The sequence below is a fragment of the Sphingobium sp. genome, from assembly GCF_041987595.1.
GTDB lineage: Bacteria > Pseudomonadota > Alphaproteobacteria > Sphingomonadales > Sphingomonadaceae > Sphingobium.
Genome location: NZ_JBHIWJ010000028.1, coordinates 1 through 25,563, shown reverse-complemented (window position 1 = coordinate 25,563; position 25,563 = coordinate 1). Strand labels below are relative to the sequence as shown.

10 protein-coding genes are annotated in these 25,563 nt (G+C 65.3%); 1 reads left to right on the top strand and 9 read right to left on the bottom strand.

Going from position 1 to position 25,563, the window contains the following annotated elements; genetic code table 11:
* From ACFC3J_RS09560 to ACFC3J_RS09520, 9 genes are all read right to left on the bottom strand, one after another.
* Positions 1-3,935 (bottom strand): multiheme c-type cytochrome (locus ACFC3J_RS09560; RefSeq protein WP_375195963.1); only part of this gene is annotated, 3,935 nt, incomplete at its 3' end.
* Positions 3,935-5,758 (bottom strand): hypothetical protein, encoded by a 1,824-nt coding sequence (locus ACFC3J_RS09555; protein WP_375195943.1) that lies wholly within the window; start codon positions 5,756-5,758, stop codon positions 3,935-3,937. The genes ACFC3J_RS09560 and ACFC3J_RS09555, both read right to left, overlap by 1 nt.
* Before the next feature lie 3 nt (positions 5,759-5,761).
* Positions 5,762-7,732 (bottom strand): heme-binding protein, encoded by a 1,971-nt coding sequence (locus tag ACFC3J_RS09550; RefSeq protein ID WP_375195942.1) that lies wholly within the window; start codon positions 7,730-7,732, stop codon positions 5,762-5,764.
* The gene (locus tag ACFC3J_RS09545) at positions 7,729-9,090 is read right to left on the bottom strand and encodes a multiheme c-type cytochrome (protein ID WP_375195941.1); all 1,362 of its coding nucleotides are present in this window, start codon (positions 9,088-9,090) and stop codon (positions 7,729-7,731) included. Before ACFC3J_RS09545 ends, ACFC3J_RS09550 begins: the two co-directional genes overlap by 4 nt.
* A gap of 161 nt (positions 9,091-9,251) precedes the next feature.
* On the bottom strand, positions 9,252-15,551 hold the full coding sequence (locus ACFC3J_RS09540) for a beta strand repeat-containing protein (protein WP_375195940.1): 6,300 nt from the start codon (positions 15,549-15,551) through the stop codon (positions 9,252-9,254).
* Between the two features lie 65 nt (positions 15,552-15,616).
* Positions 15,617-17,410 carry a ShlB/FhaC/HecB family hemolysin secretion/activation protein gene (locus ACFC3J_RS09535; RefSeq protein WP_375195939.1) on the bottom strand — a complete coding sequence of 598 codons (1,794 nt, stop codon included), beginning with the start codon at positions 17,408-17,410 and terminating at the stop codon, positions 15,617-15,619.
* A gap of 135 nt (positions 17,411-17,545) precedes the next feature.
* Positions 17,546-18,295 (bottom strand): hypothetical protein, encoded by a 750-nt coding sequence (locus tag ACFC3J_RS09530; protein ID WP_375195938.1) that lies wholly within the window; start codon positions 18,293-18,295, stop codon positions 17,546-17,548.
* The gene (locus ACFC3J_RS09525; RefSeq protein WP_375195937.1) at positions 18,282-20,333 is read right to left on the bottom strand and encodes a CHASE2 domain-containing protein; all 2,052 of its coding nucleotides are present in this window, start codon (positions 20,331-20,333) and stop codon (positions 18,282-18,284) included. The genes ACFC3J_RS09530 and ACFC3J_RS09525 overlap by 14 nt, the downstream gene beginning before the upstream one ends.
* Before the next feature lie 5 nt (positions 20,334-20,338).
* Positions 20,339-23,407 carry a CHAT domain-containing protein gene (locus ACFC3J_RS09520; protein WP_375195936.1) on the bottom strand — a complete coding sequence of 1,023 codons (3,069 nt, stop codon included), beginning with the start codon at positions 23,405-23,407 and terminating at the stop codon, positions 20,339-20,341.
* A 419-nt stretch (positions 23,408-23,826) separates the two neighbouring features.
* On the opposite strand from ACFC3J_RS09520, the gene ACFC3J_RS09515 reads away from it, so the two are divergent.
* A partial coding sequence (locus ACFC3J_RS09515; RefSeq protein ID WP_375195935.1) for a TonB-dependent receptor occupies positions 23,827-25,563 on the top strand: 1,737 nt, incomplete at its 3' end.

Sequence of the window (25,563 nt, the reverse complement as noted above, 5' to 3'; positions counted from 1 at the left end):
TCATCACTGACCTTATAGGGTATCCCCTTCGAAGTCAGGAAGAGCCGTTCCATCTCCGGCCGTGTGAAGGGCCGCGAACCCAGCCGCCCAAATACCGCAATCTGACCGCCGGTCTCGTCCACCGCCCGGTCCCGATCCAGTCCCTTGGATAGCGCCAGCGCCGGCGAAGGCGTTTTTGCCCAGGCGATAAGTTCCGGCTTGGGCGCGGGCGAAAAGCCGTAGAAATTGGGCTGACTTGCCGGACTGGTCAGCTGGATGACCTTCATCCCGCTCCGTCCGTCTGCCACATAGGCGAAGAGCGACGCGTTGGTCGTGCCGATGATTACATCCTCCACATCGGTCATCAGTCCGCCAAACGTCTCCTTTCTGTATACGCTTGGCCGCAGCGGGTTGGTGATGTCGATGATTGCCAGCCCCTCAGCCTTCGCTGCGACATAGGCATAGGTACGCGCAAGATAGATGCGCCGGGCATCGGCCAGCTTCACGGTCGCGGACGGGATGGCCACCGGATCGCTCAGGCGCGTCACATCGAACAGCTTCAGTCCCTCGGCGTCCGTCACCCAGAGATAGCGGAACTGGATCGCGCTCGCCCGCGCATCCGTGAGCGGGCGGACGGCGGCGAGGCGGGGATGCGGCGGATCGCTGAGGTCCACGACGACGAGGCCCACATCCGCCATGATATAGGCGATCTGCCCCGCCAGCTGGATATGCCGCGCCCCGTTCAGGATACCGTTGGGGTTCCATGTAACCGCCCGCTTCAGGAAATTATTGCGGAACTCGCCATCGGACATGGTTTCGATATTGACCAAGATGAGGCCTTCAACACTGTCCGTGACCGCCGCATAACTGTAGATTGGCAGGAACGCCTGCTCCTGATTGATCTCGCGCAATTCCTTCGTGTTGCGCAATGGATTGATCGGCTGGTTGGTCGGCAGCGCCATGCAGGTTGCGTTTTTCGACGGGACGCCCGTGTTATGGCCGAGCTTCGAGAAAGGCCCGCTCACGATCGGTTCGGAAAAGCCCTTGTTCGCGATCGACGCCACGTCATAGACGCGGAAGCCGCCCTTCCCTTCCGCCACATACATATATTCGCCGCGCAGTTGCAGGCAACCGACGCGACCGGCCGTCCCCTTCACGACATTGCGGAACTCCTCGACCGGATGCGTCTCGCCCGAAGCCCTTTTGTCGAAGGTCTTGCCGCGAACCCAGTCCTTCAATTCGCGCCTGTTTTGCCCGACATGCTGTTTCCAATAGTCTGGATAGGCATATTTCTGGAGATAGCTGCCGATCACTGCCTGCGGTTCGTCCCATTCGGTGACACGGATCGCTTCAAATCCGTCTTCAAGGCCGGTCCAGGCGTTGAGACCGACAAAGTTCACGAAATTGGTGCCGAGCAGCAGCAATTGCGACATCACCGCATTATTGTCATCCTTGTCGGACAGATGGCAGTCGGTGCAGGTCTTGGTTTCGGTCCTGCGCACCGTGTGCGGGAAGTGCGGCGCGAAAGCCTGCGACGAAAATCCGATGCCGGACACCGGCGGCTGCTGAATATAGATGCGCTCGCGATTGATGTTGGTCGAAGACAGGACGAGCGCCGATGTCGACCTGACCGGGGCGGTTTCATTGCCCTTGGTCGTCATATGCTTGCCGAGCTGGAACATTTCATCGCGCGCCACCTGCGGGTTATAGGTCGCGAAGTTGCGCGTCTCTTCGCCGTCGAAATGGTGCAGCGTCGTCTTCCAGTTCGCCTCGATCGGCAGGTGGCAACCGCCGCAACTGGTCGTCCAGCTCAAATGACAGGTGAAGCAGGCCATATTGTCGTCGCCATGCGCCCGATCCTCCTTCGCGACGCCGGGGCCGAAGGCGAAACTACCGTCCTCCGCGCCCGAACGGCTCATCAGCTTGGCGCGAGCGGCCTTCGCATTGAAGTGCGGATTGGCCGGATCGACCGAATCCTTCACCAACGACACTTCCCATTCCAGATTGGGGTCGACGATCGACCGCTGGATCAGCCTGCGCCGTCCGCTGGCGTCGAAAAACCACTCAAAGCGCCGCTTGCCGTCCGGGTTGCGGAGCAGCGCAAGGTTCGTGCCCTTTGGCGGCGCCGCCGGGCCAGAGGTCAGCAGCGTCGGATAGGCATCCGCCGTGCCGTGGCAGTCCTTGCAGCCGATCTCTATCGCATTCGCAACCTCGCCATAGATGAAGCCGTTGCCATGGCTGTCCTGCGCAAAATGGCAATCGGCGCATTGCAGGCCCTTTTCGGCGTGTATGTCCATGAGGTGCACGGCCTTGCCCGGATTGGTGCCCGGCTGCACGAACTTGCCCTCCCCCTTCTTGCGCCATTTCTCCGGATCGTCGTTCGGGACAATCTTGCCGTCCGCATCGAGCAGATTGCCCTCGCGGTCGCGCTTGAACACGCCGCGAAAATTCCAGCCATGGCCGTGATAGTCCGCAAACTGCGTGTCCTTGGCCTTGTCGTTCAGATCATAGACGTTGCGCAGGAAGTCGAGGTCAGACCATTTGCCCCGCGGTCCCGCGCCTTCCGGGTTGCGCTCCAGCGTCTGATGAACCTCGGCGGCAGTCGGATATTTCTGCTTTTCCGGCCACATCAGGGGCGCGTCGGACTCATAGTCCCACATGGTGTAGCCGAGATAGCTGTTCAGGAAGATATTGGGCTGGTGCATGTGGCAATTCATGCACTGGGCGGTCGGAATGGCGCGGGTGAATGTGTGGCGTATCGGATGGCCGCTTTCCTTGACCGCCCCTACCGGATGATCCGGCTCGACCACCTCGCCATGCGGACCTTTAAGACCGCCGTGGCTCGCCTTGTTCGCGATGGTCGGGTCGACCGTCGCCGTCTGTCCGTCCCGGCCATATTGCGCATAGATCAGGCTATGGCGCGGCTCGCGATCATTGGCATAGACGACATGGCAACCCGAACACCCCGAATGGCGATAGTCGCCCGGCTGATCGTTGGTGCCCATGAACCACATATAGGGATCGTTGAGGCGGGTCTTGTGCAGGTTCAGCACCGGGATCGCCACGCGCAGGCCGGTGCCGGGACCACGGCTCGACTGCTTGAGATCCGGGCGGCCCGGCTCCTCCAGTCGCTGGATCGAGCCGGTCGGGTTGGGCAGCCCGATTTCAGGAAATTGCGTGCCGATATTGCGACCGCCGCGCTCGAACACTCGAAAGACGTCGCCGGGTGGCGTCACCTGCCAGGTCGGCAGCGGATAAAGCTCGGCCAGCGCGCCTCGCGCCTTCTGCTCCGCCGTCAGCGTGCCGGGCGGGCTGCCCGGCGAGACGATCTTCGCGGGCTTGCCATCCTTGGTGTAGGCCTCGCCGAAAATGTAATTTTTGTAAGGGACGATCCCATTATTATAGGCCGCCCCGCCCCACAGCATCGCGCCCGACGCCATGAGCGAGCGCTCGGCCGCCTCGATGACCTGCATATGGCAGGACCCGCAGGCGTCCCGCGCCACGCGATAATCGCTGGGATTGACGAAGCGCAAGAACTCCGGCGCTTCCCGGTTGAGCAACGTATAGGTCCGCTGCGGATTGGCGGAGGAGGGATAGTGCCAGCTCTGGGGATAGCGCGGCAGGACATGCGCCCTTTCCCGCGCCGCGACATAGGCGGGATCGTCAAAGCCCAGTTCGGGATTGCCGCGCACGGTCGCATTGCCGCCATGACAGTCGGTGCAGCCCAGCATGACCGCCGGCGTCGCGTGCATGGACGGCTCGTCGGTCTTCGTGTGGCAGCTATAGCAGCCGTCCGACTTGGCCGCGACTTGAGCATCGCTCTGGCTCATTGGCGCGGGCGGGGTGGGGGTATAGTGACGCTCGACCGGCTTCTCCGCGTCGGAAGCGTGGAGGATAACCACGGGAACCGTCAATGCGACGAAGATCAACAGCAGGACGGCGAAAAGCGGGCGCATCAGTAGCTCAGGATCAGATTGGCGAGGACCGAATAATATTCACGGTTACCCTCGCTATTGGTGAAGAGATCGCGGAAGCCTGCGCCGGGCAGCAAAGTGGCGCCCGACAGGCGAAAGACGATATTCTGCGTCGCCCTGGGTCGCCAGATCGCAGCGGTCGACAGGTCCCAGCCAATCGACCTGGGAATGCTGCCCTCGTTGCGCAGCGCCTGAAGCGTGGCCGTATTCTGGAACCAGAGATGGTTGGCGTTGGCCGACAGGCGCAGTTCCGGCATCAGATCGAAATCCGCCCCCGCGCCCAGCAGTATCGTGCCGGGATTGTTGAAGTTGGACTGCCCCTGCTCCTTCGAGGATCGCAGCGAATTCAAGATGCCGTTGCGCCCGCTGATGCCGATGACCCTGCCGCCTCCGGCAAAGGGAATGGACTGTCTGATCCAATAGCTGGTGTCAGCGCCTGCGAAAACCGGATTTTCGAAAATCGCGTCGAAGCCGTTCTCCCGATTGTCATAAGGATCGCCATCGCCGCTGGCATAAAGGCCTGACAGGCGGAACCGCATCCAGTCCTTGTCATAGCTCGCCTCCGCCGCCGCGAAAAAGGCGCGGATCTGCGCAGGCTTCGAGGTGAAGAAGCTGTTGCGGTCCTCCCCCAACGCGCCATAGAGCGATGCCGTCAGGTTCATCCGCCCGATCCGCCCATCGGCATTATAGCCAAGATAGACGACGTCATATTCCCGCCCCCGCAAATCGCCGAGCAGCGCGGGACGCACGGGGAAGCCGTTGTCGTCAATCTCGACGTCGTGCTTCTCGCGGTTCATATTGTAGACGGCGGTAACCTGGCTGGTGAGGCCGGGGATCAGGAAATCCTGCCGATAGAGATTGGCGATGAACAGCCAGTCGTTGCGCGGCGACTGCACGACCGAATTGAGGCCGCTATTGGTATCTTTCTCCAACCGCCAGAAGGCCGCCAGATTGAACTGGAAGCGGTTATTGTCGCGATTGCCGAACAGCCGGATGCCGAGCTGCTGATCGTTGAACAGGAAGCCGCGAAAATCGGACTGAAAGGGCTGGATGCCGACGCGCACCGACCGGAAATCATAACGGTCCGACGTATTGGCGAGGTGATAGTCGACAAAGGCTTCCTGCACGCCCAGAAAATGGTCGGTGCGGCGCGAAGGCCTGGACGGTTCGACGAACAGCACGCGCCGTTCGGGCACATCCGCATGATTGACGTTGAGCGCCAGCGTCAGCCGATATTCGATCTCCGGCGGCTTGAAGGCGGTCGCGCCCTTTATCAGCGCCACGCCGCCGATGAAGGTCTGGCTCAGCACATAGCTCGCATCCTTGCCGAAGACGTCGATGCTGCCGGGGCGCTCGGTCGTCTGCACACCGACCGGGATCGGGAAGGTGCGCGGTTCCAGCACTGTGTCGCTCACCGCATTGGCGACGAAGAACCAGTCGTCGCCCTTGATCGGCAGCCATTTCACCTTCTCGCGGTTAATCGGCCGGTCGCCCTTCAGCGTGTTCTGACCATAGGGATCGAACCAGCGTTCCTTGACCACGCCAAGGCTCTCGATCAACCGCCAGCGATCGGGGATCGGCACCTGATCGGTCGGAAACGCCTCTGGCGGGGGCGCGCGAACGGCGCCCTTATTATCCTGCGTCACGGCTTCGGGCAGCGGCGCTTCATAGCCGGGACGGCGGCGGCCCTCGATCGACTGCCGGTCGGCGTCCAATATCTCCTGCCAGTTTTCGGGCGGAGGCGGGGGCAACGGCTCACCGGGCTGGCCCAGCGCGAAGAGCGGCAGGAGCGAGACCAGACCCATCCTCTACAGGCCCTCGCAGACATTTTGCAACGAACTGTCGAGGAAGGGCGCAAAGGGGCAACTCACATAACGCAGCCGCACCGTCGCATTACCGAGGTCAACCACGATCTGGTCCGATCGGATCGCAGCCGGCGCATTGCCGATACCGCCCAAGCGCGCCCCGGCATTGTTGAGACCCAGGAAACCGATCATATCGTCCTGATCGATGCCGTCGCCCGACACGCCGATAGCGCCCACCAGCATAGTGCCACGATAGATGGGCACCGATCCGGGGAAAATCTGGATGCCGTTCTGCACCCGGTTCTGCCCTGAAATCGTGGGAACGGCCGAGCAGCGTTGCGGCGTATCGATTGCGCTGGCGCCGGTCACATAGGCCAGATGCGCGGCCAGATCGCCCACCACCAACGCCGATTGCAGCCCGGTCGAGAAGGGATTGAACTGCGCGATCGGCCGCGAGAACGGCCCGTTGGGCCGTCCGACCTCGCCATCCGGAAAATAAGGCCGCGACAGATTGCCATTGGCGCGATCGGTGAAGGCATATCTGCCGGTCAACGCCAAGGGGTCATTCAGAAACGTCCGCGCCTTGCCGACAAAGGCCGCCACGTCGGCGCTTGAACTCGCCAGCAGGTCCGATCCGGCATGGGCACCGGAGAAAAAGGCCGCCGTCCGCGCCTTTTGCAAGCTGACGTCCGTGCCGAAGATCGGCGCATCGGGCGAACGGACAATGCCCAGCGCCTGACCCCGCGTATCGACAAGACTGATGGTCACCTGCGCCCGACTGTCGAGCGGCTGGCGGATCTGCGCCCGCGCCCGGCTCATGATGGTGAAGGCCTCTTCGAGAATCGCGGAGACTTCAGCGGCGGTGAGCGGCTGCGTCACATCTCCCCCATCGGTCGCGGCGCGGATCGGGAAGCGGTCATTACCCGACCCATCGGTCAGGACGAACGCGTCGCCCTTGGAAAATTCGGCCGCACGCGCCGGACGCACGCCGGATGCTTCGGTGCCATAGGCGACGCCAGCGAGGATCATCGGTGAGGGATCGCCATAATAGCCGCGCACGGCCACCAAACTTCCCGCGCTGCCGTTGATCGCGGCAAAGCTCACCGGACCCGTCGCCAGCAATCCGCTATAGGTTGCGTCGGAATAGCGCAGCAAAGTGCCGTCCACGGGGATGCGGTCGGCGCGAATGCTTTCGGGCGCCTCGAAACCCAGCGTTCCGGCGAGCGCGATATATTCCTCGGGATCATTGTCATCGTCGAGGACATTGGAATCGGAGCCATAGATCCCGTCCGCCATCACACCGATGCCGCCGACCACCACGCCCTTCTTATACAGGGGAAAGCCGCCCGGATCGGCCGCCAGCCCCAGCGGAGAGCGCTTCGGTCCGATCATTGTTTGAGAGCCGGACGAAAAAAAGCGCGCAGCAAGATCCGAACAGGGCAATTGACTGAACTGCACGCCGAACAGCGGCCCGCTCTCCAGCCCCGCCGTAGTTGGCGCGGGTGGGAAATGCTGCTGCACGATCATGCTTGCCGTGCGCGTCGAAAAGGCATTGCCGCCGCTCGACAGATAGGCGCCGGTAATCGCCTTGGCGATGGCGCCCGCTTCCGCAGGGACCGTCAGATTCTGCGCATCGATATTGTCGCCATTGGGCGCCGCGCTCGTGGTCGCATTAACCCGCGCACCCGTCATGCGAAACACCGCGAGCACATTGCCCACCCGGTCGGTGACGGCGATGACCGCCGGAAGGCTTCGCTTCTGCGCCTCCGCCACAGCATGCGCCATCACCGTTTCGACGTCCGCCACGGTCAGCGATTCCTGCGCGGGCACAGCATAAAGGCCGCTCGGCGCGGGTGTCGGCGTCGGGCTGGGCGTCGGCGTGCCGCTGCTGCTCCCTCCTCCGCCGCCGCAGGAGGACAGGATCAGCGCCGCGCTGGCCGTCAGCGCGCTCAGCCGGTCATGCCGCCGCCTCATTGCAACGCCCTGATGCTGCGCGCCGCGCTGCCCAGAGCGGAGCGGAAGTCGCCGGGCCGATAGCCGTTCGGCTCCTTGACCGCCGCATAGGCGCGATTGACGTCGGCGCGGATACCCGCCGCCGCACCTACCGTCACGCGCCCCGACTTCACCAGGCCGTTGAGCAGCGTATCGACTGCCATCACCGCCTGCACCGAACCTTCATAATCGGTGAAGCGCGGTGCAATCGCGCTGCCCGCAATCTCGCGCACGATGGCAAAGGCCATATCGCCCTGCATCCCGCCCGCCGCAAAGCCATCGGCGAGCGCCCGCGCACTTTGCGCCAACTTGCCCGCCGCCGCGACCGCTGCACTCCGATCTCGCGCCATCGCGGCATGGAAAGCACGGCTGTCGGCATCGAACCGCCCCGCCAGCCCCGGTGCAGCCACCCGCGCCGCCGCCGACAGCATGATCATATTCTCGTCATTGAAGGGCGGCATGCCCGCCGGGATCGGCCGTCCAGGATTGGCTTCCCATGTCTTGCTGCGCTCCGCCTGATCATAGATGCGGCGGTGGCAGCTCTGGCAGTCGAAGAAATAAAATTCGGGGAAAGCCCCCTCGGTCCCCTTACCCCCCGCATAGAGCGTCAGCGCCCGCTCGACCGCCATGGCCTGACCCACGGCCCAGAGCTTCAGACTGTCGGTCCGCCCCTTGCGCTGCGCATAGTCGGCATCCTCATCATGATGCGCCTGCATGGAGGAGAAAAGGTCCAGCTCAAAGGAAATGCGAGGATGCCCCGCCGCCATGATTCGGTGGGTGACGAACTGCCCGTCCCGCGCACTGCCGAAATGGCAATCGAGACAGACCGAAGCCCTCACCTGCGGCCGGTCGAGCGGCGTCATCCCAGCCGCAACATTGGCGGCATGACTTGCGCCCACGGCATAATGCGACGCGATCCATCCGCTGGCGGCGCCATGGCACGCCTCGCAACCCACGCCATCCTGCGCCAGAAATCGCGCCCCGCGGGCTGCCGCCCCAGAAACCGTTACAGGAGTGGAATGGCAGCCAAGGCAGGCCGGTGCCGTTGTCGGATCGCCTAGCCCCAGCGTCGCCGCGATCTGCCGTCCGCGCGTGCCGCCAAGCACGGCAAAGGCCCGGCTATGCGCGCCGCCCGGCGTCGAAGGTTCCTGCCAGCGCATCAGTTCATCCTGACGCACCACCTTGCCGTCACCCTCCATCCGGCCGTGACAGGTGGATCCGGCGCAGGAAGCGACACCGACATAAGTCCGGACGGCGCCAGCGGCATCCGCCGCGCCCGGCCCGCTACCGGGAAAGCCGCAAAGCAATGCCGCTGCCAGCAGCAGGACGCAAAGCGCCATGCTGGCCCCGCCCCTGCCGATCGTAAAACTGCCCCCGACCCCCATTCGTCACGCCCCCGTGCCGGCTGATTCGGACGCTTTTCTTCCCCCCGCGTCCGGCCGCGCCCCTCTCTCTACGGGTTCAACGCGTTGTTTCAATCCCGTTTCTTGCACGACCGCAATCAAGGTGTGCCGCCCCGGTCGCAGGCCGGTTCATCCGGCCCGCCGCAAGGACTTTCCCACAAATCCTCATTCCCCGCGCCCGTCACCGGCTCGTCGATCAACGGCGGATAGCCCTGGGCGATGATATCGCGCAGTTCGATCAGCGAGAGCGTAAAGATGCGCCCGACCGCCACGGAGGGATCGAGCACACCGTTCCAGGTATCGCGGCTGTCGAAACCGGGCGTGACGCACGCGCCCGCGCTGGCGATCAGGCAGCCATTGATCTTCGATCCCGGCGCATAGCCCCCGACCCGGCCGCCCCGCGCCCCATTGATGGCCACGAGCGGAATGACATCCCGTCCGGCCGCGAAGGCGCCCGTCGACAGCAGCAACTGCCCATTGATGGCGATCGGAGTCAGCCCCTGCGTCGAAATCAGCAGGTCATTGGCGGTAAAGCCCCGCCGCGCCGAAAAATCGCTGGAAAGGCCGACATTCTGGATGAAGAGGCCGTCGACCGCATTAGCATGAATGACGCCGGCCCGTATGAAGCCGCCGTCAATAACCAGTCCGTCGTTTCGCGCCAGCCGCAATTCACGGGCTTCCACGGAGGAGGCGGCATTGACGTCGGCAATGGCGGACAGAGTGGCCGCGATGACGCTGGGACTGCTGAGCTTCAGCACCCCGCCCAGTCCGCCATTGGCGTCGCTGACGTCGATAAGGCCTGCGCCTGCGACGATCTCCAGCGCTTGCCCCGCCGACAGGGTCAAGCCGCCTTGCGCGGACCGTCCGGACAGACGCACCGCGCCCTGGACGCGCAACCGGCCGCTGGTGGCGAGCGTCAAAAGGCCGCCAGCCGCCAGATTGCCCGTACCCAACGTCATATCCTGCACGATCAGGTCCGGCGCTCCCGCCACCGGCTGACGTCCGGCATTGATCGTCAGATTGTTCGCGAAGACACGCGCCAGTTCTGCCGACGAAAGGCTGTAGGCGCCCGCCACGTCATTGCCGCCGGCATAGGCGGACCGCTGCAAGTTGAGGGCATTGAAGATGACGCTGCCCGCGCCATTGACGCTTCCGACCTTCGCAGCGGCGCCTATGGCGATATCGCCCGACCCGATCGTGATGCTGCGTGCATCGAGCAGCCCCGACAGAGTGACGGACCCTCCGGCATTCAGCACCATCTCGCCTGTTCGCGACGTCGCATTCCCGAAACGCGCAGAACCCGTTGCCGTCGCGGTCAGGACGCCAACCGCATCGAGCGTAGCCGCATCGATAGTGCCGCCAGTCAGCGTCATGGCATTACCGGCCGACGCATTGGCGACAGCAAGCGCGCCCGCCGTATTCAAAATGAGCGGTCCTGCCGACGCGTAGGCCTGCGCGATGGTCATCGCGCCAGTAGAACCCAGGTTGACGCTGGTGCCCGTTGCCGTGATCGCCCCGGTCGAGAGGATATCGACGACCGACAGTGTCCCGGCACCGGCATTCAGCAGGCTTTGCCCACCCACGGTCAGGCTCTGGGCGCTGATGCCTTGCCCGGTCAGCGCCAGATCCCCGGCCGTCGTCGCGTTGCCGATCTGCACCACGCCGCCCGTCGCGGTCAGTTGCTGGCTATCGGCCGTCAATGTGCCGATGCTGATGCTGGCGGCCGAGATGGTGCCGCTTCCCGGACCAATGCTCAGTTGGCCGGTCACCGTGAAATTGCCGTCGATCGACAGGCCGCCCGTGCCAAGCGCATTGCCGCTGGCATCGGCTTGATCGAGGAGTCCCCCGGAAATAAGGTCGCCGAGCGCGATGCTGCCGCTGCTGCCCAGCCCGATCGCCGCCGCCCCCCCCGCCCGGACGCCTGCGCCAACGCCATTCAGGCTGCCCTGCGCAAACAGGCGCATATCGCCGCCAGCACTCAGCAGGCTTCCGCTGGCAAGGTTGATATTGCCGAGCGAACTCAGGATCTTCAGTTCGTTGAGTGCGCGCAGCGACCCTACGGACAGAAGGCTGACATCGCCCGGCGCGCTGAGCAGGATGGTGTCCGCGATCAGGCTGTCACTGCCCCCAGGACGCCCGCCATGGCTGAGATCGATGCGCATCGCCGATATTGCTGTCAGCGCCCCATCGACACGAAAGCCACCTGCCCCATTGAAGACGAAGGAGAGCGGCCCGTCACTGGTGAAATCAGCGCTGCCGCCGATCTGCACTGCGTTGGCCGCCCCAGTTACGTAGATGCCGGAAAAACCAGAAACCGGCGCCCCAAGGCTGGTCAGCGCGATCGATCCATTGACGCGCAACCCACCATTTGTCGCCGTGCTGCTATCAGCGAACTGAACCCGCCCGCCCGCATCGCCGTTTGCGCTCATATGGAGGAAGCCCAGTTGCCTCACTGCGCCCGGCATCAACAGGCCCGCATCGCCATTGGCGAAATTGGCCGTGCCTCCGGTCCCGAAGCCCGTCATCCCAACCGTCGAAATTCCCGCAGGCCCGGTGCCGGCAGCACCGCCGACGCCGCCCAGACCGTCCGCCAACAGGTTGAGCCCGCCCAGCAGATAATCCCCATTGCTGGCGTCGAACGCCGCCAATCCGCCGGAGCCGTCCCCGCCGCGCCCGCCAGCGCCGCCGCTCAGACCCGCATTGCTGCCCGCGCTGCCATCCGCCCCCGCGCCGCCCCGCCCGATGGCGGTGATGCTGTAGCCGGGTGCCTGGGGCGAGCCGTTGCTGAAGGTCAGATGGGCATCGCTGATCCGCAATGTTGCGGACCCGGCCAACCCATGACCGCCAGCCCCGCCACTGCCGGCGACCGGGCCGGCCGTGCCAGCCGCGCCCGCGCCTCCCGTCGCATTGCCACTGACCTGCAACGAGGCGCCGGTTGTTGCAACTGCGCCTGCCGAGAGGGCGAACCGCGCGCTTCCGCCCGACGCGTTGCCGCCATCGGTTCCATCGAGACCCGCGCCGCCGCCAATGCCCGTGGTTCCGCCGGCGCCGCCCAGTGCCTCCGCCAGAACGCCGATATCGCCTGCATCCAGCATCGTCGCTGCACCGGAGAGGCCGAGCGCCGCCGAACCGCCGGTTGCGTCACCGCCACGGCCGCCGCTATTGTCATAGCCGGCTCCACCCAGGCCACCGAAACCTGATGCCGTTACCTTCAGCACGCCGCTGACCGTCATTGCGCCAAAGCCCACATTGAGCGCTGCATCGCCTCCGGTGCCGGCGCCCCCCGCGCCGCCGGTGCCGCCGCTCCCGCCCATGCTGCCGACCCCATCGGCGCTGACGGTCAGGGTCGCGAAGACGGGGTCGACGTCTACCAGCATATCGGCGCTTCCGCCTCGGCCTGAACCGCCCGCACCGCCAAGTCCGGGACCATAGTGGTAGATCGGATTGTCGTTGATATCGTAATCAATGATGAAGCGGTTGCTGCCTGCCTGTCCGCCCTGCCCGTCGGCCTTGACAGTCAGATCGCCTATGACATGGCCCTCGCTCAGATAGGCAAGGCGCGCCGAACCACCGGTGCCGTTCCCCGCATCGCCGCCTGCGCCATCGCTGCCATTATCGCCGCCCGCGCCCCCGATACCCCCCGCCGAGACAAGCAGCGAGGGCGTGGTCAAAGCGCCGCCCGCCAGAATGACATCGACCGTGCCGCCGGTGCCGCCCCCTCCTCGGCCTGCCCGGTAGGTGCCTGGGCCGTCGGAGCCGGTCTCGCTACCCCAGCCGCCCTTGCCCCATGCTTCGACAGCGACGCTGCCAGTGACAAGAATCTGGCCACTGCCGCCCGCCGTCATCAGCAGGCCGGCAGTGCCGCCTCGACCGATCCCGCCGTCAGCCCCTTCTTCCTGAAATACTGAGGCGCCCGCGCCGCCCGCACCGCTCGCCTCGATGGTCAGCGTTCCAAGTTGGAGCGTCCCACCGCGCGACTCCAGCAGAGCCGCACCGCCAAGCCCGACACCGGCCTGCGCTGTCACGGATTGCGGATCGAAGGACAGGTCCGCACCATTTGCCGCGCCGCCCGTCCCCATCGCACCCAATTTCAGCGTGCCGATGGCCGCCGAACCGCCGGAAATCAGGAACTGGCTGGCGCCGCCCGATCCACTGCCGGCCTCAAAGGGCGTGGTGCCGGCGCCTTCGCAGATCGCGCAATTGCTTGAGGCGGCACCACCAAATCCGGCCGCCTGCGCTTCCACCAGATCGGCGGTCAGGCTGCCGCCCGAAATTGCAATATTGACCGAACCGCCGGTCCCGCTCCCGGCATCGCCATCATTATAAAAAACGCCTTCGATCGAAGGCATTGAACTGCCCTCGGCCGATAGATAGAGGTTGCCGAACGTCATTGCGCCGGTTCCGGCATCCAACCGGCTTTCCACCGTCACGCTGCCGCCAAGACCATCGCCGCTGCGCCCGGCGCTGCCGTCGATCGCGGTGCCCCCGCCGCTGCCATTGGCCTGGAGCGTCAATTCGCCCGGCACGGAAAAATCCGCGTCACTGGCGTAAGCCAGAATCGACCCGCCCGTGCCGTTCGATCCGTTGGCGCCGGTCGCGCCCGAGCCATCGGCCCGGACCCGACAGTAGAAGCTGGCGCAATCCGTCAGCGAAAAGCTACCGCGTTGCCCGCCGGATGCGCTGGCGAACAGGGTGATGGTCCCGCCAAGGCCATTGCCCGCAACCGCCGAAGCGTCGCCCGCCGAGCCGCTGGCGTTGGCATAAAGCCCGCTCGCCGTGAAGCTGCCGCCCGCAGCTCCGATGTTGATGGTCCCGCCCGTCGCATTGCCGCTGTTGATGGAGGACAGATAATATTGCCCATAAGCGCCACTGGCCGAAGCATCCAGAAACACGCTGCCAAAGGTCAGCGCGCCGCTTTCCGTGCCGCCGGGTCCCGTTGTGGTCAGCGCCGACAGGCTGATCGCGCCGCCTTGGGCATTGCCTGAAAAGTCGCTGCCCGACCCCGCAATCGCCCAGGCATTGGCAGACAGGCTTCCTGCCTGAATCGCCCCGCCCGTTGCAATGAGGTTGATGGTCCCTCCGGCCGCATCCGCCCCCACCAAGGGCGGCGATCCGACCCCCGCATCGCCATAGCCCACCGCATTGAGCGTCAGACTGCCGGTAACGGCAATCTGCCCGTTGGTTGCCGCCGACCCGCTGCCGCCAAAGGTCAGAAGGTCGATCCGGCCGCCTGTCGCTCCTGTCCCGGCGGTCAGGTTCATATCCTTGTCAGCGGTGACGGCGCCCAGACTGTCGGCGCGAAGCGTGATGCTCCGTTCCGCCGAAAAACTCGCATTGCCCAGAAAATGCGTCGCCGGAGCCGCGCTGGATCGAACCACTATGTCTCCGGTCGCGGCTCCGCTGACGTCGGATTGCCAGTCCCCCGCGCCGATGCTGAAACCCGCGTCCGCACTTGCCGCGGCGTTGCGGGTCGCGACCAGGCCGCCGCCACCTATGTCATAGCCAGCCGACAGCACCACCGCGCTGCCATCGGGCGTCGCCGCAGCGGCAGGCGCATAGCCGATCGTCCCCGAAAGCAGCATGGTCAGCGCATTATTCTTCGGCACGGCCACCATGTAGATGCGCTGCGGATCGCTGCTGCCTGCCGAAGCCGGGCCGCTCGTCGTGCCGCTATGCACGACGCCATTGGCATCCGTCGTGCCCGCCGTCACGCTAATGTCGAACAGCCCGCCATTGATGGTGATGTCGGCCTGTTCGGCCGCGACATAGGCGGTCGATCCGTCGACATTGACCGCGCCCGCCTGAACCACGCGTGGGGCAACCAGCGCGACATAACTGCCTGCCGCCAACGCATCGATCTTCGCGCCCGCCTGCACCTCGACTGCCGCATTGCCGCCTGCCACGCCGCGGAAGCGGATCTCGCCGCCGCTGCCGTAAAGGCCGCCCGTCATATCGATGTCGTTGCTGGTCAACACCAGCGAGCCGACGTTGAAGACGCTTGTGGGACCGGCGATGATCCCGCCCGGCGCATAGAACCAGATATTGCCGCCCGCGCTGCCGTAGAGCTGGCTCTGGACCGTCCCGTTGAAGGCGACCACGCGCGACACGGGCAAGCCGCTGCCGTCGACCGGAAGAATGCGGTTCAACACCGTATAATCGGTCAAGCCGGACAGATTCGGATTATTGCGGAACTGGGCGGTCAGCCCGGCCGGCAGGAAGTCGATGGTCCCTGTGCCGCTGGTATCGCCGGGCGTCCAGTTGATGACCGTCTCGGCCCCATTCACTTCGATCGTATCGGTCGTGCCCCGCGTGATCGTGGCCGAACCCAATGCCACCGAGGGATTGCCCTGAAAGGCCGTCTGCGCCTTGACCGGCGGCGCGCCAAGTACCACCGCCATGGCCATCGCGCTAACGCAGCCGCTGAGTAGTATCCGGATCGAAGGCTGAGAGGATTTTGCCATCATTACCGCCTCCACGGCACAAGCTGCGTGGTGATCGAGAAGAGCAGCCGCGTATCGCCCCGTTCGGTCTGGAAACCGGCCTTGCGCAAGGGCGTCGCCAGCGTCAGGTCAAGCCGGGCATGGTTGCTCCAGGTGGCGCGCACGCCGCCACCTGCCGAATAGAGCTTCTGCGGATCGAGACCGTCAAAATTCGCGCTTTGATGCCATAGCCAGGCCGCATCGAAGAAAATGAACGGCTGTAGCGCGATCGCCCCCGGCGCTTTGGGCGTAATCCGGCCATAGCGCAGCTCAGCGGAAAGCCCCGCGCCGCTATCGCCGGTCAGCACCCCCGGATCATAGCCGCGCCCGACGGTATAATTGCCCGCGCTCATCTGTTCATAGGACAGCAGCACATCCGGGCTGTATTGCACCCTTGGCGCCAGCGCGAAGGTCCAGTCCGGCGCCGGTCGATATTCCGCCTGCGCGCTGGCCCGCACGACAAAGGCGGAAGGGTCGCCGTCCAGCTGGCTGACCGGAATGGCGGGATAGGCGCAATTCCCGAAAGCCGCGCCGCAACCCTCGCTGGCGCCCAATCCCTTCAGCCCATGCCGCAATTCCAGCGTCCCGCCCAGTCGCCACCGGGGTTCGATCCCCGAATAGCCGGTCGTGCTGACAAGGCTGTCGGGATCGATCAGCTCGCCCTCCAGCCGCAGGAAGAGGACGCGCAGCCGGTCGCGCGACAGGGGAATCTTTGCCGGTCCCGTTCCGAAGCGCAGATCCTGATTGACGATGTCCAGCCCGCCCGTTGCGAGCAATGTATGCACCTGCCGCCGCGCCAGCGGATAGGCCATGGCCAGCGTGCCGATCAGCGTCTCGGACGACAGGGGTGCACCCGCTATGCCGGGCTTGCTCCACGCATAGGTCAGGTCGCCCGACAGGCGCAGCCCATCGCTGCCCAGCGCCATGCTGTGCCCCACCTGAACCACCGTCTGCTCGCTGGGCTGAGCGGTGTTGAAGATGCTGAAAACCGTGCTGTCGCCCAGGCCGGTCATGTCGTTGAACCGCACCCGCGCCAGCCCGCCGAAGCGGCCCACCGCATTGCTGCCGAGATTCTGGACGTTGACGTCCAGTTCGACACGCTGTCGCACCACCTGCACTTCACCGACCACCTCGCCCGGCGCCGTGCCCGCGGGACGCAGGGCCAGCCGCACATCATATCCCGGCAAATCGCGAGCCAGCAGCAGATGCCGTTCCGCATCGCGGACGTTGAACACCGGCTGGCCCTTCAGCGCTTCCATATGCGCCGCGACCAACCTCTCGCTGCGGCCCGCATCGCCGCGCACCTCGATCGCCACCAGCCGCGCCATGAAGATGTCGAAGCGGACCGTACCACCCTTCTCGATCCGCTGCGGCGGCACCTGCACGGCGGCGAGATAGCCCATCTGACGCAGCGCCGTCGCCGCCCGGTCGCGCACTTCGCAGAGGCTGGCGATCGGCACCTCACGCCCGGCAAAGTCGCTCCAGCTATCCTTCAGCACAGCGGGATCGACAATGCGCAGGCCATCGAACTGCACATTGGCGAAGTTGACCGTCACATCGGCATAGCGCGGATCGGCCAGCGGACAGGGCGCCCGTTCGATGCCGCCCACCACGGTCAGACGGCTTTCCCGCCCGACGGCGTCAGGCAATTGCCCGCGCGACAGTTCTTCACGCGTCGGCGCACGCGGCGCGACCTGCGCCCCGGCGGCCACCGGCGTCAGCATCGTCGCGGCCAAAGCCAGCCAAGCCGAAGCGCGCACCTGCCCCTTCATCCCCATAGACGTCCCCAAAACGTCAGGCGGCCCGTTCCCCTGGGCCGCCCACTCCCTGTTATTTTTCAGAAATGCGGACCTTTTGATCCATCATTCCCCACCCCTGCGACCCGTCGGCGGTTAGCAGTCCGCCGCCCCTTGTCAATTCCGCGCAGATCCGTCGGCCAGCGCTGCCGTTTCCACCAGCAGGTCGAGCTGTGCCGTGCATTGATGCGCCATCAGGCTGGAGGCCGTGCCGTCCAGACCCGCTGGCGTCGGGCCAAGCAGCGCAAAGCGCAATTCGATCACCCTCGCGCCATCGCTCAGACGATAGGCCGCACCGTCCCGCACCGGCGCCATGGCGGGCCAGGCAGCGACAGACTCGCCTGCAGCAAAGCTGGCCGCTGCATTGACGCCGCCGCCGCTGATCCGCACCGTCGCCGCCTTTGCCGCGTCCGCCCGCCACAACCGGACCGCAGCGGGATCGGCGACGCAGAGCGTCCCGGACTGGGCAATGTCCACCATCCAGAGATTGGGGCGATGCGGCGGCGCGGCGGGCACTTCGCTCGCATTGCCGCGCACTGCGCCGGTCCGGGCGCGCCGCACCCGCTTGGTGTCGAGCAGCGCGGCAAGCATTACGCCATTGGCGGGCGCGGCGCTGGCGGCGGCAGACACGCTGTAGCTTCCCGGCCCGCGCAGCGTGCGCGTTCCCTTCGCGTCGAGCAGCGTCACGACGTCACCGGCCTTCAGCACCACCGCTCCGCCATCGGCCAGCCTGCTGCCCGGCCTGTAGGCGGCGGCGGACGGGCCGGTGGCGCGAACCACCATGGTTTCGGCCAGGACCGGCACGCTCAGGCCCGCAACGACCCATCCGGCCAGCGCGCAGCGCGCGGCAACCCTACCCCAGACCATAGGTTCCTCCTTCCCCGATATACTCATAACGATATAACAGATTGGCGAGCGCTGCATCATCCGGATGATGGTTAATCATCCCTTTGAGACGCTCCAGCGCCCCGCTTCGCGCATCGGCATTCTCGCCGTCGAACGCCGCCAGAATCTCGCTCAGAACCGCCCGGTCGGCGATGGGAAAATCCGGGGCCGGCTCGAACAGATCGACCGGCGTTGCCCGGCCGCGCAGGCGCACCCGGCCCATCGGCCGCCACCAGTCGAGACCCGACAGCAGCATTGCCTCCCGGCTCGCCAATATGGTGGTCTCGAGCGCCTTGTTTGCCGCCTCCAGTCGGGAGGCCGTGTTCATGCTGTCGCCGAGCGCGGTATATTGGATGCGCCCCTCGCCCCCGAAATTGCCGACGATCGCATCGCCATGGTGCAGGCCGACGCGGGTCCGCCCGATCGGCGGCACGCCGGGGGGCAGGTCGCGGCGAAAGGCCTCGCCCGCCTGCCACATCGCATAGGCGGCCAGCGCAGCGTTTCGCCCGTCATCGGGCCGGGCGATCGGCGCGCCCCAAAAGGCGACCACCGCATCGCCGACGAACTTGTCGATGGTCCCGCCATGGGCCAGCACCACATCGCTCAACATGTCGAGATAGCGATTGAGCAGTTGCGCCACCATCTCCGGGGCAATGGCGTGGCTGAGCTTGGTGAAGCCCTCCAGATCCGTGAACAGGGTGAAGATCGGCCGCTTTTCGCCATGCAGGGCCAATTTTTCCGGCTCAGCCAGAATCTGCGCCGCGATGTCGCGGGGCAGATATTTGCCCAAGGCCGCCTGCGCGAAGCGCCGTTGCTGCGAGGTCACCGCCCGCGCCGCCACGCCAATGGCGGCAAAGGCCAGGATCCAGCCCAGCCCCCAGCCCACGGCAGGCAATCCCTTGGTGTCCCAGCCCCGCGCCTGCAACCAGAGCGGCAGCCCCGTTATCGCCCCTGCCTGGACCGCCAGCGCCGGGATCAGGGCGAACCAGCGCAATTCCGCCAGGCTGGTCATCCCCGCCGCCAGCACGACCAGCAGGGCCGCGAACCAGCGCCAGCCCTCCGGCACGGCAGGCAGCCGGGCGCCGTCCAGCAATTGCGCCAGCATGGTCGCATGCACCTCCAGCCCAATCATCGTCGATCGCGCCTGCCGTCCAGAAAGCGGCGTTTCAAACTGATCGATATCGACGATATCGCCGCCGATCAGCACATGCCGTCCGCGCACCATGGAGGCGAGTGCGGCCGCCATCACCGGATCGGCCAGCGTGTCGATCTGAAGGCTGGGGATGACAGGCTCTTCCGACCCGTCGCTCTGCTTCAGCGGCAAGCGGAAACGGATCGCTCCGCGATAGTCGCGGAAGGATGGCCCATTCCCAAGACCGCTCTGCATCGCCAGCGTCAGCAGCGGCGGCTGTCCCGGCGTGGGGACAGGCCAGCTGCGCGCTACGTTGTCCGCGTCGGTTTCCAGCCGGATGCTCGCCGGACGCACCCGATCCGTCCGCGCCTGTCGGATGATGCGGTCCAGATATTGCTGCTGTTCGAAGATGATCTGTTCCTGATTGTCGCCCAGATTGGCGTAACCCAGCCAGACCGGCGTGCGCATGGCGCGCAGCGTCGCCAGCAGTTCCGGGTCCTCATCCTGCGGCTGGTCGAACAATATGTCGATGCCGATCGATCGCGCGCCCATGGCATCGATGTTGCGCAAGGCCCGCGCCAGAAGCCCCCGGTCCAGCGGCGAACGCTTGCGCGTCGCGATCAGCGTCTGGTCGTCATAAACGACCATCAGAATGCGGCTGTCCTGCGCAACGCGGGGCGCAAAGCTCGCCGCCCGCCAGTCATACAGGCCCCGCTCCGCATCGGCGGTGGGTATTTCCCTTGAAATCTTGTTACCCAGCGGCCGGTTCCAGTCCCAGCCGGCAATAAACAGCGCCAGCACAAGCACCAGCCCGGTCGCCGCGAGTCGCCAGCGGCCCGCATCCCGCACCAGTCGCGCCCCACGGCGCAGCAGGCCCCGCTTGCGCATGATGTTCAGCGGCGGGCGATCAGCGGGCGCGCGCCGTCACCGATGATCGCGAAGCCGGACCAGTAGAAGGGATGCGACGTTTCCGGATCGTCCATCAGCCTGATCTGCGCCTCGCGCAGCGCCTCCGCGACGGGCTGATCCGCTCCAGCCGCGAACAGCCCCGCCATCAGCCGCTCAGTGGCATAATAATCCTCCGGCGCGGGCCAATGGCTGGCAATCACGGCGCGGCTGCCTGCCCCGATAAAGGCCCGCACCAGCCCGTCCAGCGCCCCGCCCCCGCCCGAAAGCCCGGCCGCCCGCGTCGTTTCCATGCCTGCCGCGCCAGCCGTGTCGCAGGCCGACAACACGACCAGATCGGCGTTCAGCCGCAGGTCGAAAATCTCGCCGAACTGCAACAGCCCGTCCGAACCCTTGTCCGCCGCAAAGCTGGTCAACAGCGCAGGGCGCGCCGGACAGCCCGGATGCGGCGGCGTCACCAGACCATGGGTCGCAAAGTGCAGGATGCGGAAGCTGTCGAGATCGCTGCGCGCCATCACCGCCGCATCGGTGAAGGCCGTGCCGGTCATCAACTGGTTGCCCTGCCCGCCAATGGCCTGCGCCGCTTTCCGCAACTCGGTGGCGGGGATCGGCCGGTTCCATTGCATCGGCGACCAGTTGCAGTCGCCCGGGACCCCGTCGCCTGCCGCGCCTCGCGTGGACGCCGTCAGCACCGCGCCGGAGAGCGGCGCATTGTCCCCGAAACCGATATAGCTTTGCGCCGCGTTGGAGGGCGCCGCAGCCCGCGCCTCGCGGAAGGCCCGCGCCGACAAGGCGGTGCTGACCGCATGATCGCGGCCCAGCCAGTCGATCCCGCGGAAATCGAACTCGTCGCCCCCCTGCGCCACCCGCGCCTCATAGGCGTCGACGCCCGGCTGGGAGGCGATCAGCAGATTGACCGGCAGTTGCAGCATGGCCCCGTCCGGTTCGAAGATCAGATGCCTGACCGCGGCCAAACGCTGCTCTATCGGCCCGAACAGGTCGAGATAAAGGCTGCGCGCCACCGGCACGTCGAGCGCATAGGTCGTCTGCGCGCCATTGACGTCGAGGGAGATCGTTTCGCGCAGCGCCGCCACCTTGTGCGCCACCTCGCCCGCGCTGGCGGCCAGCCGGTATCCGGTCGCACCCGCGCCGTCGATCCAGACCGCGTAAAGGGCCTCCCCCAGCTGAGCCAGCTTGAAATAGCCCTCACCCGGTTTCAGCATGGCCTGCATTTCCGTCAGGCCCAATATCTGCGGACTGACCGCCCGATATTGCGGATAGGCCGCCAGTGCCGCAAGCGTGCTCGCCTGATCGGCCGCGAGCTGGTCGATCTCGCCCTGCGCCTGCGCGATCTGCGGCGAAAGGCCTTCATTCGCCTCCGCCGCCTGACGCAGCTGGGCCAGCATGATCCTTTCCCGCTCAATATCGCGGGACAGCGAAACCGACTGCCGGAACAGCCGCGCCGCTTCGTCATTGCCCGCCGACAATTCGCGGGACAGCTGCTCCAGCGTGTCGGCCGCGCCCGGCCGCACCAGCAGTTGCGACGCCGCGAACAGATCGGCCGTCAGTTCCGGGCGTTGCGGAAGTTCCCGCGCCAGCAGCGCGAAATAGGGCTGGAGCTGGTTCGCCATCCCGGTCAGCGTTGCGCGGTTTCCCATGGTGGAAGCCATGATGCTGCGATAGATGGCCAGCGCCGCGTCATTGCGCCCGCGCCGGACCAGGAAGGCGCCCAGTCGCGCCCGCGTCCCGTTCAGCGCCACCGTTTCAGGATATTGTGCCGCCAGCAGGGTCAGCGCCTGATTGAGATAGGCTTCGGCCTGACCGAAATTCCGCTCCGCTTCATAGGTCAGCGCAATCTCGCCCAGCAATTGGGCGCGCAGGCGGGTGATGGAGGTCACGCGCCCGTCGCGGATCGCGACCGCGCCTGCCAGCGCCTTGGTCAAAATTTCGCGCGCAGGTGCCGGCTGGCCCGACAGGCGCAGCACGGTCCCGCGCAGCTGTTGCGCCTGCGCGTCGATTATCGCGGCGCGCTCCGCCGGGGTGAGGCTGCTATCCTGACGCACGCCCAGCGCGCGGGCCTGCGAAGCGCCGCTGCTCATCGCAGCTGCCACTGCGGAAGACAGGGTGACGGCGCCATCACCCTGCGTCAGCGTCCCGCCGTTGCCTGCCAGCGGCTGGTCGAGAATGGCCAGCGCGCCCGTCAGATCCTGCTGGTTGATATGGTGCATCGCCTCGAAATTGCGGCGCAGCCGGATTTGCACGGCATCGGCGATCGCAATGGCGCGGGCCTTGGCAAAGGCGGCGTCCGCCTGATCAAACAGGCCCAGATTGGACAGTTGCAGGCCGCGATTGACCAGATATTCATGCGCCCGGTTGGATCGCTCCGCCGGAGTCAGATTATTGACGCCAGGGTCACGCGCCAGCCGGTCGGTCAGGCTGTCGAAAAACTCGGCGGCTTCGGCATAATTGCCTGACGCATTGCGCCGATAGCCCTCGGCCAGCACGGTTTGCGGATCCAGCGTCGCCGCCTGCAACCGGGCAAATCCCGCCTCCCCGCTCCCGGTCGTGGCGACATCGATCTTCCCGGTCACGATCCGGCCCCGCAAGACAGAGCGAAGCCCCAGATCGAGCGCGCTCGCATAGGCTGCATAGCCTTGCGCCACATAAAGCGTCTGGCCTCGCGTCACCGTCAGGATGCGGTAGGTGCCGACGGCGCCGGTGCAGTTGCGCATCATCGCCGCGCCCACATTTGGCAAGGTAACGCCGCCCGCCGCGCTGCATTCCACAGCCGTCTTGCGTGAAGCCGCGAGCCGGTCCAGCAGGAGCGCGTCATTGTCGCCTGCGCCGCGCCGCAACGCATAGATCTGCCCCACAGGCCGTGCCGCGTCACGGCACACCAGCGTCCAGGCACGGTCAAACATGGTCCGCGCCGCAGGATCACTGACCGCGCTCTGCGCCTGACAAAGCGCGCCGCCCTCGCTGCCTATGCGGAAACTGTCGCTCAGCAGCGGGCTTTCGCCCCCGGCCTGCGCATGCAGTGCGACGGACAGGCTCATGGCGCCAGCGCCCGCCAGACCCCCTATGATCTTTCCTACCATGCTCAAAAGCTTGTCCCCCAAACTTGCCGGATATGTCCGTGCAAGCCCCCCTGTCTCATCCTGATGCACCATCCCGGCCAGCGATCAATCTGGACCGTCCGGAAGTCACTTCAGCATGATGGCGGCCGTCATAACGCTGGCCCATGGCGCACTGCAAGGTGAAAGGCGCAATGCCCTTAGGGCAAGGGCATCTGGCAGGAGGGGTGAGGCATGGAAGCTACAGCATGGTAAGATTCAATCCCTGCCGCGCAATTTTCATTGCATCAACCAAATGACATGATCTAGGTTGCGGGTAAGTGAATATCTTTCGAAAAGGCAAGATAAACGCCGAAATTTTCGAATAAACATAACAAGACGTTCACTACAGGGAGGATGATATGGGCAAATCTTCACGTCAGGAATCCATGTTGCGCTGGTCGGCTTCATGCCTTGCGCTGGCGCTGGCCGGCGTATCAGGCGGCGCCCTTGCGCAGGTGACGGACAGTTCGTCGGACTGGGCAGGCAATGAGATTATCGTCACCGCGACAAAGCGCAATGAATCGATCCAGAATGTTCCCTTTTCCATCAATGCGCAGACAGCCGAGGCCATGCAGCGCATGGGCGCCACCTCGATCGAGGATGTCTCCCGAAGCGTCGCCGGCCTGACCGTCCAGAATCTCGGGCCGGGCCAAAGTCAGGTTTCGGTGCGCGGCGTCTCTGCGGGGCAGGTCGTCCGCGATCAACCCGGCGTCAAGGAACAGGTCGGCGTCTATCTCGACGAATCCGTCATCTCCATGTCGCTTTTCACGCCGGATTTCGACCTGTTCGACCTTGATCGCGTGGAAACGCTGCGCGGTCCGCAGGGGACGCTGTTCGGATCGGGTTCCGAAGGCGGCACCGTGCGCTATATTACCAGGCAGCCCAAGCTCGGACAGACCGAAGGCACGGTCGAGGCGGGCGTCAACGTGCTGAAGGGCGGCGACGTCGGCTATTCCGGCAAGGGCGCGATCAACCTGCCGCTGGGCGAAAATGCTGCGATCCGCGCCGTCGGCTATGGCGAACATTATGCCGGTTTCATTGATGCCATCGGCCCGGCGGGGGGCAAGAATGTCAATGACGGCCGCCGCTATGGCGGGCGCCTCAGCCTGCTCTGGGAACCGGCGCCGGGGATCAAGCTCACCCCGCGCATCATCTATCAGGATATTCGCACCAACGGCTTCAACCGCGAGGATGCCTATCACCTTTATTATAATCCGCTGATCAATCCGCTCGACGTCTTTCCCGAACGCACCCAATATCTGAAGTTGCGGGAAGAATTCCGGGACAAGACCACGCTGGCGGACTTTACCGCCAATATCGATGTGGGTTCGGACATCGCGCTGACGTCGATCACCACCTATATTCACCGCGACATTCTGGTCAGCCGCGATGCGTCGGCTCTCACCGGATCGGTTTCCGTGACGCCTTTCGTCCTGACCTATGGCGTTAACCCGGCCATCGCCAACCTGCCCTCGAACCTGCGCGACACGACCAAGCTCAAGCAATGGACGCAGGAAGTGCGACTCGCCTCGACGGGCAACGATCCATTCCAGTGGGTGTTGGGCGGCTTCTACAGCCATGTCGACCGCGATTATGCCCAGCGCTTGCCGACCCCCGGCTATGACGCCTTCATCGATGCGGCGCCGGCGCCATTCGGGCCGGGCACGTCCGCCGGGGCCGCCAACGGCTTCCCGCTCAACTCACCCTATAATGCCGACATACCCTATATCATCAAACAATATGCCGCCTTCGGCGAGGCAAGCTACAAGCTCGGCCAGTTCAAGCTGACCGCGGGCGGACGCTATTACGACTTCAAGGAAGAACGCGACTTCAAGACGGGCGGCGTTTTCCCCAATGGCGACAATCGCGTGGGCGACAAGACCGGCTCGACCGGCTTCTCCCCGCGTTTCATCGCCAGCTATGAGGCCAATCGCGACCTGACCTTCAACGTTCAGGCGTCCAAGGGCTTTCGCCTCGGCGGCGTAAACGACCCGCTCAATCTGCCGCTCTGCACGGGCGGGGCTACCGGGCCGGATGCCGCCACCTACGGCAATCGTCCGACCTTCGACGACGAGACATTGTGGAACTATGAAGCC